Origin of the sequence: Phytobacter sp. MRY16-398 (assembly GCF_003925915.1) — a bacterium.
Taxonomy (GTDB): Bacteria; Pseudomonadota; Gammaproteobacteria; order Enterobacterales; family Enterobacteriaceae; genus Phytobacter; species Phytobacter diazotrophicus.
Genome location: NZ_AP018756.1, coordinates 1,915,143 through 1,929,117, shown reverse-complemented (window position 1 = coordinate 1,929,117; position 13,975 = coordinate 1,915,143). Strand labels below are relative to the sequence as shown.

Genomic DNA, 13,975 nt, shown 5'->3' with positions numbered 1-13,975 from the left:
CGATTCAGAGCGCCTGTAGCAGCGTGGCAAGTTGCTGATTGATACGTTGCTGGTTGAAGTCGGTTTCGATTTTTTGGCGGGCGCGGGCAATCACCGGCGTCAGATCCTGACGCTGCATTGCACTGAACTCGGCGAGCTTGTCCGCCAGCGTGCGGGCGTCATTTTCCGGCACCAGCCAGCCAGACTCCCCAGCGTTGATCAGTTCAGGAATACCACTGTGCACCGTTGACACCACCGGAATACCTACGGCCATCGCCTCCATGAGGGCCACGGGAATCCCTTCCATATCGCCATCCACACCGGTGACCGACGGCAATAAAAAGAGATCGGCTTCATCCAGCATCGCTTTGACCTCATGGCTGGGCTTAAAGCCCGGCATGTGGATCACATCATCCAGTTGGTATTGCTCAATCAGGGTGCGCAAGCGCCGCTCCCACGGGCCAATGCCCAAAATAGTCCAGGTAAAGGCCACACCACGCTCTTTAAGTAAACGGCAGGCTTCAATACCTACATGCAGCCCCTTTTTCTCAGTCAGCCGCGCAACAGAGATCATCTGCAGCGGCGTTCCGGGGGCTTTCACCGGGCGCAGGGTAAAACGGGCGATATCTACCCCCATGCGCGAGATGGCAATTTTTTCTTCCGGGCAGCCCATACTGCGTAACCTGTCCGCCCACAGTTCACTAATAGGTAACATCAGGTCGCCACGGCGAAAGAGCTGCTGATATTCCGGCGTATAGTGGCTGAGCACATCACGATGCGAAATATCAATGCCGTGGAAAACAGTGGCAATCTTGCCTTGTAACAGACCCAGTTCGCGCAGTTTCGCCGCCGTAACCCCTGCCGGGCCAAAATGAGCAATAAAGACATCGGCGCGAAAAACCTGCGGTGTCAGACCGCAAATAGCTGCCAGAATCAGATTTCGCGCTTCATCACCGTAGCGCGACATATTGAGCGCTTTCCAGGTGGCCGCGCGTCCTGCGCCGCGTAATATCGCCTGCCCACGATAGCGCAGTTTCGCCAGCTTGCCCTCCGGCTCATCCAGTAACCAGTGGGTTTTTTCCGCCAGACGGTACTCCGTCCAGGCACTATGGGTATTTTGCAGATCGCCCTTATGCAGCGCGACGATCTCCACCTCATAACCCATGTTGATAAACGCCACAATCTGATTCAGAACAAAGGTTTCCGAGGCGAGCGGGAATTTCAGCAAAAAGAAGCTGACTTTCATTTCACCTCCCGAATGCGATCCAGCACCGATTTCACCATCAACGCGCCTTTTTCTCGTTCGGCGGCCACGGCGGTGGCCAGGCGTTGATTAAGCGCAGGCAGTTGCCCCAGGGTGTCCGCCGCCATCGCCGCCAGCGAGCCATCCAGCAAGTGGCGAATATCTACCGCCATCTCCGGCATACCAAGCTGCTGCATAATCCCGGCTGATTTGTGTTCGTAGTTAATGGCGATAGCCGGCGTACCGAAGTTCATCGAGATGATGGCGGAGTGCAGGCGTGTACCCACCGTCAGGTCACAGACGGCGAGGATTTTACCCATTTCGAGGTCGTTAAGTTCATCCATGACCACGTGGTAGCGGAACGGGTCGCTAATATGCTGACGCAGATTGAGCGCCACCATCCGGTCATCTTTGTTGTAACTGTCGATACCGGTACAGGTCGAGAGCGCGATCACCTGCCAGCCTGCATCCAGAATGCGGTTCACCACGTCGGCAAAGGCCTTTTCATAGGCTTGCTGGGTCGTACCCAGTCGCTTATCAAACGGCGCGAGTTCACGTAGCGTAATAGCGACGGTTTTCTGTTTTGCAGCCACATCCAGCCAGTGACGGACGGCGTAGTTGGGGATAAACGCCGCATCATCTTCCACCAGCCAGGCGGTATCAACGCCCTGCTCCACTTTCTCGGTCGTGATTTCACTCTGCTTCATTAAATTCAGACTGACGCTCTCACGCAGGATCAACGCGTCGCAATGACCAAAGACGTAATTTGCCAGTTGATTAAACTGCGGATCCTGGAACGGCCCGACGCTGTGGCCAATCATATACAACGGCTTTTTAGCCATAAACGTACAGAGGGCATGTTCGAACTGCGGAACGCCGTAAAGATCGACAAAAAAGGAGCCACCCACCTGGATAATCGCGTCATAACCTGCAAGCAGGCGGACGAAATCGGTAAAACCCTGGGCAATAGCGATGTTGCGCAACTTACCGCTATCGGTCACCCGAGAAAGCAGTACCTGATGCTGGTAGCGACGGCGCAGGACCTTTTTCACCCGCCCCATTAACCCGGCGGCAGTATTGTGCGCTTTCATCTGGCTGTAGAGTGGATCACCCATGACCGGGCGGTTCAACAGCCAGGAAGAACTCACCGGGTAGCGGCTCATTACGTCCACTTCCGCTTGTGGTTCGATGCGTGCAATCGCATCCAGCAACCCGCGCAAAATGGCGCTGTCGCCACGGTTGCCGCAGGTGTGATTGCCAAGAATTAATAATTTCATAATGACCTCTTAAAAAATTCCCCTCCCCCCAACCCTCTCCGTTCGCGAAGAGAACCGGGGTGAGGAGGAAAATGAATATCAACCGGCACGCAATAGCGTTTTCATTTTTTCGTTGCGGCAAAACTGGCGCTTCATCTCCACCACCAGCGCATTACGTGACAGCACAATCATCGCCGCGAACGCCAGCGCGCCCGCCATCACCTGAACGGCAAGCAATGCCGACACAGGCAGACGCCCGGCGAGTGACAGCCCCAGCCCATAACTCACCACCAGCGTTGGCAGCGACAGGTAGAACGGCAGCCACAGACTCAGGATGTACTGGCGATAGCTGGATCCCAGAACAGGTTTGATCATCACGAAATAGCTCAGGACGGTGTTAATAATCTGCACCAGCAGAAAGCCCAGCGTGACGCCAATGGCGCCTGCCAGGTGGCCGCCAATAATGATGGCGGGAATAAACAAAAAGGTTTTGAAGACATTGAATTTAAAGCTGATATCCACGCGGGCTTTGGCCATTAACAACGACCCAATCGGATTGCCGACCGCACGCAGCAGCCCCACAATGCATAACAATTGCAGGACAGGAATGATGCTGCTCCACTTCTCGCCGAACACCAGCGGCACGAAATTATTCGACACCACCAGCAGCCCAAGCAGGATCGGAAAGTTAATGATCCCTACCACCGACAACAGCTTGTAAAAATTAAGCCGCAGCTTTTCCGTGTCATCCTGAATTTTGGCGAAAGCCGGGAACAGGACGCGCGTAATGATAGGGTTGAGTTTCATTGGTGGAACGACGGCCACGTTATAGGCCAGGTTGTAACCGCCCGCGACGCTGGCCCCAAGGATGCGCGCCAGTACCAGCGTAGAGAGGTTGGTGTTCAGGTAGTTAATGACGCTGTCCGCCGTAAGCCACGCGCCAAACTTGAGGTTGGAACTGACCGAACGCAGCGAAAAATGCAGACCAGGACGGTAAATCTTGCGGCCAAACCAGCCGAAGAGCAGCGTACGCACGGCGCTGTTAACCAGATAGCCGAGGATGGCGGTCATTGCCAGTGGCCAGAAAAAGGCGCTGACCACCGTAAAGGTAAAACCAGCCAGCACCGAGACGGTTTCTATGCTGCCGATCTTGTTAAACTCCAGCTCCTTTTGCATCAGCGCCCGGAACTGCTGACCATGCGGAATCAGCACAAAGGCCAGCGACAGGGTTTTTATCAGCGGCGCCAGATCCGGGTTATGCAGCAACCCGGCAATCAGATCGCTGAGTAAAAAGATAGCCACACAGACCACCAGCCCCAGCCCGACATTCAGCCAGTACAGGGTGGTGAGTTCGAGATGACTGATCTCCTTACGCTGGATGATGGAGTTGGCAATACCAAAATCCGATAGCGTATCGGCGAGCGCGATAATCACCAGCGAGACAGTGAGCAGGCCAAACTGGTGGTTATCGATAATGCGCGCCAGTACGGTCATCTGTACCAGCCCAAGCCCGATAATGGTCAACGTTGCCATGGCCGACCATTTCGCCCCGCTGATGGTTTTTTCACGTAAGCTCATGATTTTTTTCCTTTGAACATGGCCCATAAGGCGTTATTGGCGCAGGCAGTTTGAACACGGACAGCGCGGAAAAACCGGAACGTACACGAAGTACGTGAGGATTTTGAGCACTGCCCTGGTTCAAAATGGCCAGCAAAATAGCCTTATGGGACAAGTTCCTAATACGCCGCTTTATTCACAAACCCTTTAAAGATGGTCAGAAAAACGATTTTGATATCGAACCAAAGACTCCATTCACGGATGTACTCAAGGTCGAACTCAACGCGTTTTTCCATTTTTTCCAGCGTATCCGTCTCGCCGCGCCAGCCATTAATCTGCGCCCAGCCGGTAATACCCGGTTTCACTTTATGACGCAGCATGTAGCCTTCAATGAGCTGACGGTACTGCTCGTTATGCGCCACCGCATGAGGGCGTGGACCGACGATAGACATCCCGCCCGTCAGCACATTGATAAACTGCGGTAGCTCATCCAGGGATGTCCGGCGCAGGAAGCTGCCAACTTTGGTCACGCGCGGATCGTTTTGCGTGGCCTGGGTTACGACTTTGTCGTTCTCCATAACTTTCATGGAGCGGAATTTCCACACTTTGATGGGCTTACCGTCCATACCGTAACGGGTCTGGCGGAAGATAACCGGGCCCGGGGAGGTCAATTTCACCGCCAACGAGATCCCCAACAGAACCGGTGAGATCAGCATCAGGATGAGCGACGCCAGCACAATGTCTTCGAGGCGTTTGAGAATGCGGTTGACGCCCGAAAGCGGCGTGTCATACAGCGGCACCACCGGCACGCCATTCACCTCTTCAATCCGCGAATGCAGAATGTTAAAGGTGAAAACATCGGGTATCAGGATCACCGAGCAGGTGGTGTCTGCCAGTTGCCGCACCAGATGTTTGATGCACTGAGCGTCGTTCATTGACATGGCGATGTAGACGTTGTGGATTTTCCCGGCGCGAGCGTCGTCAAGCAGTTGGTCATAATTGCCCACCCAGTCACTGCTCACGCCACCCGGTTTCGCGTCGTGATAGACACCGATCACTTCAAAACCCAGCCAGGGTTCATTACGAAAACTCTCCAGCAGTTCCTGCCCGGCGGGAAGGTCGCCCGCCACCGCAACGCGACGGGTGTTATAGCCATGATTACGCAGCCAACCGGCGGCAAAACGGATAATCCCACGGCAGATAATCAGCCCTGAACTGCTGAGCAAATACCAGGCAAAATAGAGGGCAAAGGTATTGTTAAGTTCGCTGCGAAAAGCCACCAGACCGGCGCTAAAGACAAAACTGAGGGTCCAGTTTTGCAGCAATAAAACCAGCTCGGTCATAAACCGCACACCACGCCATGAACGATAAAAATCAGTCATGCCGCCAATCATCTGGAACACTACGAGGGTAATGAGGGCCATCAGCAGGTGCTGATAAAAGAATGGCAACGTATTGAACCTACAGACAATGTACAGCCCACCGAACATGATGGTGATGTCTGAGAATCGCTGCACGATTGAGATTAACGATGCATTCGTTTTGGCCCGGTCGCGCTTTTTTAGATTTGTCATCGTTGTACCTATTCATTTGTTTCCCCCCACCCCAGCCCTCTCCTCTCGCAGAAAAGGGTTAGAGTGAGGGGAAAACAGAGATTACTGTTTCAACAACGCCAGAATGTCCTGTGTTCGCGCCTCCATCAGCGCGGTGTCGCTGCGCGATTCCACGTTCAGACGTACAACCGGCTCGGTATTGGACGAGCGCAAATTAAAGCGCCAGTCCGGGAAGGACATGCTGATGCCATCGGTTCGGTCAACGCTAAGCGCAGAACCGCTGAAATGTGCTTCGACGCGGGCGATTGCCGGCGCGGCCTGGTCCAGCTTTAAGTTGATCTCGCCGCTGGCCGGGAAAGCCGCCATGCGATCGCGTACCAGCGCTTCCAGCGTTTTGCCCTTGAGACACAGCAGCTCCGTCACCAAAAGCCATGGGATCATGCCGCTATCGCAATAGGCAAAATCACGGAAATAGTGATGCGCGCTCATCTCACCGCCGTAGATCGCGTCCTCTTCACGCATCCGCTCTTTAATAAACGCATGCCCGGTTTTCGACATCACCGGCTTACCGCCTGCCGCTGTGACAACGTCCACCGTGTTCCAGGAAAGGCGCGGGTCGTGGATGATCTTCGCGCCGGGGTTTTTCTCCAGGAATGCCTGCGCCAGCAGACCGACGATGTAATAGCCCTCGATAAACTGGCCGTTACCGTCAAAGAAGAAGCAGCGGTCAAAATCCCCGTCGAACGCGATACCTAAATCCGCATGATGTTCAATAACCGCGTTGCGGGTATCGTCACGGCATTCCGGCAGTAGTGGGTTCGGGATACCGTTCGGGAAGTTGCCATCGGGGGTGTTGTGCACCTTGATAAAGGTGACGGGAACATTGTTCGCCTTAAAGCGCTGTTCCAGGGCATCAATGACCGGCCCTGCCGCCCCGTTACCGGAATTGATCACCAGTTTTAACGGTTTGAAATTCGCCAGGTCGACATAGCTGAGCAGGTGATCAATATAGGCGTCACGCAGGTTGATTTGCCGATAGCTGCCGCGTTTTTGCGCATTCACTGGCGGGAAGTCATTCGCTTCTGCCAGGCGCTGAACATCGCGCAGCCCCGTATCACCGCTGATTGGACGGGCACCTTTACGGACCAGCTTCATGCCGTTGTAGTCCATCGGGTTATGGCTGGCCGTCACTTCAATCCCACCATCGACGCCCAGATGGAAGGTGGCAAAATAGATCTCTTCGGTGCCCGAAAGGCCGATATCCAGAACATCCACACCCGCGTCTTGTAGCCCTTTGGCCAGCGCCAGCTTTAATGTTTCGCTCGTTAAACGGACATCACCGCCCAGCACGATGGTTTGCGGTTTTAAATACTCGCCATAGGCCCGGCCAATCCGCCAGGCAATGTCTTCATTCAGCTCTTCACCCAGCTTGCCGCGAATATCGTAGGCTTTAAAACAGGTTAATTTTTCCATCATTACCTCGTTTTCAGGCAACAGTTAGCCCTCTCCGGTGTGGAGAAATAATCAAAAAGAATTCAATCGTTATATCTATCCGACGTCGCGTTGCGGCAAATCAGCGGCTACGCAAAAGGTGTCGGACAGCGTCAGATGCGCCCGTAGCGATCTTCAAACCGCACAATATCGTCCTCTTCAAGATATGAACCGGACCGTACTTCAATTAAATCGAGCGGTATTTTCCCTGGGTTCTCAAGACAGTGACGTGCGCCGAGCGGAATGTAGACCGACTCGTTCTCACCCAGCAGTTTGATCTCGTCATTAATAGTGACTTTCGCCGTACCGGCCACCACGACCCAGTGTTCAGCCCGATGATGATGCATCTGGACCGAAAGCCCTTCGCCAGGTTTCACAGTGATGCGCTTCACCTGATAGCGATCGCCCGCATCAATGGAGTCATATTTCCCCCAGGGACGGTAGACTTCGCGGTGAATGTGGTGCTCATGGCGGCCATCCGCTTTGATCTGCTCGACCACTTTCTTCACATCCTGCACATGGTTACGGTCCGCAATCAGCACGGCATCCTTGGTCTGCACCACCACCAGATCTTTCACGCCGACGGTGGTGACCAGACCGGACTCCGCATAGACGAAGCTGTTCTCCGTGTCATGACTGATGACGTCGCCGTGATGGACGTTTCCCTCGGGCGTATGGGCGCTGATTTCCCACAACGAGGACCAGGAACCCACATCGCTCCAGCCGGCATCCATCGGTACCACCACCGCATCGGCGGTTTTTTCCATTACCGCGTAGTCGATAGACTCTTCCGGGCAGGCCAGGAACGCGGCTTCATCAACACGGATAAAGTCCAGGTCCGGGTCCGTTACATTCATTGCGCGTTCGCAGGCCTCGTAAATATCGGGACGATATTTTTTCAGCTCTTCCAGATAGCGCCCGGCGCTGAACAGGAACATGCCGCTGTTCCAGTAATATTCACCGCTCGCCACATAACCCTGCGCCGTATCGAGGTTCGGTTTTTCCACAAACTGCGCCACGTCGAAGGCCAGACCTTCACCTTTACCAGGGGTCACTTCGCCACGACGAATGTAGCCATAACCGGTTTCCGGCAGGTCCGGTACGATGCCAAAGGTCACCAGTTTGCCGCTTTCGGCATAGGCCAGCGCCTGGCGCACCGACGTGCGGAACGCCTCTTCATCCTGAATCACATGATCCGCCGCCAGCACCAGCATCAGCGGGTCAGAGGTCGGGTTATGGCGTTTGATCGCCATTGCGGCCAGCGCAATCGCCGGTGCGGTGTTACGCCCCGCCGGTTCAAGGATGATGTTTTCCGTCAGCTTGTTGAGCTGGCGCAACTGCTCGGCAACGATAAAGCGGTGTTGTTCATTACAGATAACAACCGGACTTTCACACTCCACCCCGTCCAGACGGCAGACGGTGGTCTGCAGCATGGTCAAATCGCCTTTCAGGCAGAGAAATTGTTTTGGATACAGGACACGGGACAGTGGCCACAGGCGGCTGCCGGAGCCTCCGGCCATCACTACCGGATACAGTTGTGTTTGACTCATGATTTATCCCCATTCCCTTCGTAATTCAGACGTTCGTCTTGCGCATGGGCGGCCTGCCCTGCACTGACCGCCGGATCGCGTCGGGAGATATCAGTCATAAACTGGGTTAACACGCTCTCTTTCTCGAGCGTGCGTTCGGCATATTCACGTGCCACCGCGTTGGTTTTGGGCATCAAGAGTGCCTGTTCGATGCCCGCCGTTAACGCCGGTACGGATTCAGGCTCTACGCACACGGCAATGCCCGGCGAAGCCAGACACAGTTGGCCCAATTCGGTGGACGCCTCAGCGGTGATAACGGCATTGCCGCCCACGGCGAGGATATTGGTCAGTTTCGATGGCAGCACGGCATCCGCCGCGCCACGTTTTTGAATCACCAGATGGCAATCGGCCATCTTGAGCAGCGCAGGCAACGCCTCGTAAGACTGCAACGGAAAGAATTTCACGTTATCCAGCCCCTGTTGCAGGGCCTGTTTTTCCAGTCTCACTTTGCCGCCACCCTGACCCACAATCACAAACAACCACGGTTGCTCGCGAAGGTTAGCCGCCGCCGCAATCACATTTTCCAGCCCCTGCTTTTCACCAATGTTGCCGGAGTAAAGAATGATTTTTTTATCTTCCGGCAATCCCAGCGTTTGTCTCAGTTGGGCAACGTCCTGCGCGTCGACATCGCGAAAGCGGGCCACTTCTGACCAGTTCGGGAAGAAGATTATCCGCCCTGGCTCCACCCCTTTTTCCCGTGCTTTGTTCATCATTGAGCGGGAGATGGTGGACACATTGTCGACATTGTGCAGGCCGCTGCGCTCAAACGCGGCGGCCAGTTTCGCCACTTTGCCGGTTTTGCCTTTCCCGGCCATCCCTAAGCCAAGCATGGCGTCAACTTCATAATCCTGGATGTGCAGCAGCGTGCGCGCACCGGTGAGTTTTGCCAGCAGGCGCATACCCGGTGTGCAAAACAGTGTCGGTACCACGCCGATGATGCGATCCGGCTTCCAGCGACGCTGTGCCATCAGCGGGAAAAAGCTGCTCACGGCGAAGCTGGTCAGGTGAATAAGGCGTTTCAATGTCGAAGGCTGTTTCGGCACATACAGAGGACAGCGCCAGACGGTCGCGGCACCGTTTTCCCGGCGATAACGCCGGGCGGAATACGCCTTACCCACCTGCCATTCCGGGTAGTAAGGCGGTGCGGTAATGACACGCACGTCATCCCCCTGCCGGGCCATCCATTCAACCATCTCGCCGGTGTATTTACCGATACCGGTTAACTCCGGCGCATAGTTGATGCCGTAAACAAGAATTTTCATAAGCCCGGTACTCCCCGCGCTTCCTTGAAGTAGGCGCGGCTATTGTCATGTACCAGCGGGTCAGCTATCAGCACATCGGGCGTCAGCCAGCGATAGTCATCGTGCTGTTCTGTCGGCAGGGCCAGCGTGGAGGCATCGACCCGTAAGCGAAAGCCGAGCACAATGTAGTGGGTAGAAAAATCGCTGCCGGAGAAGTTGTCGTCATAGAAGTGCTGCCAGACGCCATAAAACTCTCCTGCCGACATCGGCAGGAGTACGCCCAGTTCAGCCAGCGTCAAACGTTCAAACGCGCTCGCCAGAGGTTCATCTTTTTGCACCCGTCCACCCGGCACAAACCAGTAACCCTGCGCCGGACGATTCGTACGCTTGCCGAGCAAAAACTCGCCGCTTTCGTTCTCCACGATAAGATCGATGGAGATAAGCGGAGTCGAACGCACGACCGTGGCAAAATCTTCCGGACGTAAAAACATGCTTACCCCCTGAACCGTTGCTGATTTTCGAGGAACCACTGGTAGGTGCTTGCCAGCCCCTGCTCCAGCGAGATCTCGTGATACCAGCCAAGCGCGTGCAGGCGGGACACATCCAGCAGTTTGCGTGGCGTACCATCCGGCTTGGTGGCATCAAAGACCACCCGGCCTTTGTAGCCCACGACCTGGGCGAGCGTTTGCGCCAGCTCACGGATCGTGCAGTCCACACCGGTGCCGACATTAATGTGCGACAGCATCGGTTCGGTATTCTCCTGCCACACTTCCCGGTCCAGCTCCATCACATGAATGCTGGCCGCCGCCATGTCGTCCACATGGAGGAACTCACGCATCGGCGTGCCGCTGCCCCATACCACCACGTCAGGCGCGTTGCTGAGCGTGGCTTCATGGAAGCGACGGAGCAACGCCGGGATCACGTGGGAGTTGCTTGGGTGGAAGTTGTCATTCGGCCCGTACAGGTTGGTCGGCATCACCGAGCGATAATCGCGGTTGTACTGGCGGTTGTAGGACTCGCACAGTTTGATACCGGCAATTTTGGCAATCGCATACGGTTCGTTCGTCGCCTCCAGCGTCCCCTGCAACAGTTCACTTTCAGCCATCGGTTGGTGCGCAAGCTTCGGGTAAATACAGGATGAACCGAGGAACAACAGCTTGTTCACGTCATGCGAATGCGCCGCGTGAATGATGTTGCACTCCATCATCATGTTCTCGTAGATAAAATCTGCCGGGTAGGTGTTATTGGCGACAATACCACCCACTTTCGCCGCCGCCAGGTAAACCTGGTCGATACGTTCGCTGGCAAAGAACGCCTGCACCTGCGCGGAATCCAGCAGGTTCAGTTCGTCACGGCTACGCAGCACCAGCTCCACGTCTTCGCGCTGCGACAGCAGTCTTACAATGGCCGATCCGACCATGCCGCGGTGACCCGCGACAAAGATACGTTGTTTCGTCATTCTCAGGACTCCAGCGCGATGGCAACCTCGTAACCGTGAGCTTTTAACAGCGAATGTTTTTTCGCCGCTTCAAGATCTTTGGCTACCATCTCAGAGACCATCTCCTGCAGCGTGGTTTCTGGTTTCCAGCCCAGTTTTTCGTGTGCTTTGGTCGGGTCGCCGAGCAGGGTTTCCACTTCCGCCGGACGGAAGTAACGCGGATCAACGGCAACAATCACATCACCCGGTTTCACGCCTGGCGCGTCATGGCCGGTGACGGAGACCACAATCCCCTTCTCTTCCACGCCTTTACCTTCGAAGCGCAGTTTGATACCCAGTTGCGCCGCCGCCATTTCCACAAACTGACGTACGGAATACTGCACGCCGGTGGCGATAACGAAGTCTTCCGGATGGTCCTGTTGCAGCATCATCCACTGCATTTTCACGTAATCTTTCGCATGACCCCAGTCACGCAGGGAGTCCATGTTGCCAAGGTACAGGCAAGATTCGAGGCCCTGGGCGATGTTGGCAATCGCGCGGGTAATTTTGCGGGTGACGAAGGTCTCACCACGGCGCGGCGACTCGTGGTTAAACAGAATGCCGTTGCAGGCGTACATGCCATAGGATTCACGGTAGTTAACGGTGATCCAGTAGGCGTACAGTTTTGCCACCGCATACGGAGAGCGTGGGTAGAACGGCGTGGTCTCTTTCTGCGGGATCTCCTGGACCAGGCCATACAGCTCAGAGGTAGAGGCCTGGTAGAAGCGCGTTTTCTTTTCAAGGCCCAGGAAGCGAATGGCTTCCAGCAGACGCAATGTCCCCATCGCATCCACATCTGCGGTATATTCCGGCGATTCAAAGGAGACCGCTACGTGGCTCATCGCCCCAAGGTTATAGACCTCATCCGGCTGCACTTCCTGCAGAATACGGGTCAGGTTAGAGGTATCCGTCAGATCACCGTAGTGAAGGTGGAATTTCGGGTTACTGGTGTGCGGATCCTGATAAATATGGTCCACACGCTCAGTGTTGAATGAAGAGGCACGACGCTTAATGCCATGAACTTCATAACCCTTTTCCAGAAGCAGTTCTGCCAGATAAGAGCCATCTTGCCCGGTAACGCCGGTGATGAGAGCGACTTTAGACATATTTTATTCCTCTATTACTTATCAGAAGTTATTCAGTTTTTACGCGTTCGCGCGTTACCACTGCGGGGTTGCCACGGCAAATTGTGTTTGCCGGAAGCGTCTTAAAAACACTGCTGCGCGCACCGACAACCGTTCCGTCACCAATACGCACGCCGGGGGCAACAAAGACATCCGTTGCCAGCCAGCATTTATCGCCAATCACGATGGGCGACGCGGTAATATCAAAATGCGCGCTCATAAAATCGTGACTGCCGGTACACAAATAACATTTCTGCGAAATCACAGAATTAGCGCCAATTGAGATATCGCCCAGGGTATATAACACAGCGTCATCGCCAACCCAGCTATAATCACCCAGCGTTAATTTCCATGGATACGTTATTTTCACCGACGGACGAATCACTACGTTTTTTCCGATTTTTGCACCGAATAAACGCAACAGAAAGGCACGCCAGCGATACATAATTTGTGGCGACCAGGCAAATAATGTTGACTGCACCGCCCACCACAATTGAACCTTAATAGCATTCCCGCCCCGGAAGCCTTTCGGCACGGAGAATCCTTGTAAGTCTTGCATCGTGTTTCCTTATACGTGTACCCGTTATTTTTCAAACCGCCGGTGCGTTAACTGCATGCGTTCATCCGAATCACTTACACACGTAAGCTCATCGGAATTCTCTGACTTTCCGTTTTCCCGCGATTCAAATTATCCAGGGCATTCACATTATGCTTTGTTATATAAGGCTTTCGCTTTGCCAGTCGTACGCAGACGTAACAGGTACGACAATTCCGCCCAGAAGCCCGGTACGTGTAATATTTTTCGTTGGACGTTGCGAGCATCCCGACATAATTCAAGGTTATTTGACGTAGAGACGCCACCCATTGAAAATTCGGATACCAGACCGTGCAGGCGTTTAAAGCGAAAGCCTGCCTTAAACATTCTGGCTGCCAGCGCGTAATCGGAAGAGACTTTATATTGTAAATCGTAGGGGTAGGTTTTCAGACCACTCATCGGGAAGAATATGGCCTGATGGCTGGCGGGTAAGCTATGGTAAATATACCAACCGCGTTTCGCGCTACGGCGTATTTTTGTGCCATCGCCGAAATCTAATAATGCATCACCAATGTACATGGCATTGTCACGTTTTTCTGCCAACTGGCGGATAACATCGACGCTTTCCGGATGCAGAATATCACCTGAGTTGAGGAACAGCGCGAAGCGGCCATTGGCCATGCTGATGCCTTTATTCATCGCATCATAGATGCCATTATCTTTCTCGCTGACGTAACGTAAGTGGTACTGGCCGTTAAGGTTTTTCAGAAACTCTGCGGTACCGTCAGCAGAGCCGCCATCCACAACAATCCACTCAAATGCGATATCCTGCGCCTGTGCCAGATGGGCCAGCGATTCCCAGGTTTTCATCACGCCTTCATAATTACGAAACGCAACGGTAATAACGCTTAGTAACATGTGACCCACCTC

Annotated in this window: 12 protein-coding genes; all 12 read right to left on the bottom strand. The window is 54.4% G+C overall.

The window, feature by feature from the left end:
- Positions 1-4: 4 nt before the first annotated feature.
- Positions 5-1,225, bottom strand: coding sequence for a colanic acid biosynthesis glycosyltransferase WcaL (gene wcaL, locus MRY16398_RS09170; protein WP_071195749.1), 1,221 nt, complete (start codon positions 1,223-1,225; stop codon positions 5-7).
- A complete protein-coding gene (wcaK, locus tag MRY16398_RS09165) occupies positions 1,222-2,499 on the bottom strand; it encodes a colanic acid biosynthesis pyruvyl transferase WcaK (protein WP_125124200.1) in 1,278 nt (425 codons plus the stop codon). Before wcaK ends, wcaL begins: the two co-directional genes overlap by 4 nt.
- 78 nt (positions 2,500-2,577) lie before the next feature.
- A complete protein-coding gene (gene wzxC, locus MRY16398_RS09160; RefSeq protein ID WP_071195747.1) occupies positions 2,578-4,056 on the bottom strand; it encodes a colanic acid undecaprenyl disphosphate flippase WzxC in 1,479 nt (492 codons plus the stop codon).
- Between the two features lie 158 nt (positions 4,057-4,214).
- Positions 4,215-5,609: an undecaprenyl-phosphate glucose phosphotransferase gene (gene wcaJ, locus MRY16398_RS09155; RefSeq protein WP_071195746.1), complete on the bottom strand. Its 1,395-nt coding sequence runs from the start codon at positions 5,607-5,609 to the stop codon at positions 4,215-4,217.
- Positions 5,610-5,690: 81 nt separating this feature from the next.
- Positions 5,691-7,061: a colanic acid biosynthesis phosphomannomutase CpsG gene (gene cpsG / locus MRY16398_RS09150; RefSeq protein ID WP_041852051.1), complete on the bottom strand. Its 1,371-nt coding sequence runs from the start codon at positions 7,059-7,061 to the stop codon at positions 5,691-5,693.
- 131 nt (positions 7,062-7,192) lie between these two features.
- On the bottom strand, positions 7,193-8,629 hold the full coding sequence (cpsB, locus tag MRY16398_RS09145) for a mannose-1-phosphate guanyltransferase (RefSeq protein ID WP_041851963.1): 1,437 nt from the start codon (positions 8,627-8,629) through the stop codon (positions 7,193-7,195).
- Complete coding sequence (gene wcaI / locus MRY16398_RS09140; RefSeq protein ID WP_125124199.1) at positions 8,626-9,930, bottom strand: colanic acid biosynthesis fucosyltransferase WcaI; 1,305 nt, start codon at positions 9,928-9,930, stop codon at positions 8,626-8,628. Before wcaI ends, cpsB begins: the two co-directional genes overlap by 4 nt.
- Positions 9,927-10,400 (bottom strand): GDP-mannose mannosyl hydrolase, encoded by a 474-nt coding sequence (locus MRY16398_RS09135; protein WP_071195745.1) that lies wholly within the window; start codon positions 10,398-10,400, stop codon positions 9,927-9,929. The genes wcaI and MRY16398_RS09135 overlap by 4 nt, the downstream gene beginning before the upstream one ends.
- A 2-nt stretch (positions 10,401-10,402) precedes the next feature.
- Complete coding sequence (fcl, locus tag MRY16398_RS09130) at positions 10,403-11,368, bottom strand: GDP-L-fucose synthase (protein ID WP_041851966.1); 966 nt, start codon at positions 11,366-11,368, stop codon at positions 10,403-10,405.
- 2 nt (positions 11,369-11,370) lie between these two features.
- Positions 11,371-12,492 (bottom strand): GDP-mannose 4,6-dehydratase, encoded by a 1,122-nt coding sequence (gene gmd / locus MRY16398_RS09125; protein ID WP_041851967.1) that lies wholly within the window; start codon positions 12,490-12,492, stop codon positions 11,371-11,373.
- A 28-nt stretch (positions 12,493-12,520) separates the two neighbouring features.
- Complete coding sequence (gene wcaF / locus MRY16398_RS09120; RefSeq protein WP_041851968.1) at positions 12,521-13,069, bottom strand: colanic acid biosynthesis acetyltransferase WcaF; 549 nt, start codon at positions 13,067-13,069, stop codon at positions 12,521-12,523.
- 147 nt (positions 13,070-13,216) lie between these two features.
- On the bottom strand, positions 13,217-13,963 hold the full coding sequence (gene wcaE, locus MRY16398_RS09115) for a colanic acid biosynthesis glycosyltransferase WcaE (RefSeq protein ID WP_041851969.1): 747 nt from the start codon (positions 13,961-13,963) through the stop codon (positions 13,217-13,219).
- Between the last annotated feature and the right edge of the window lie 12 nt (positions 13,964-13,975).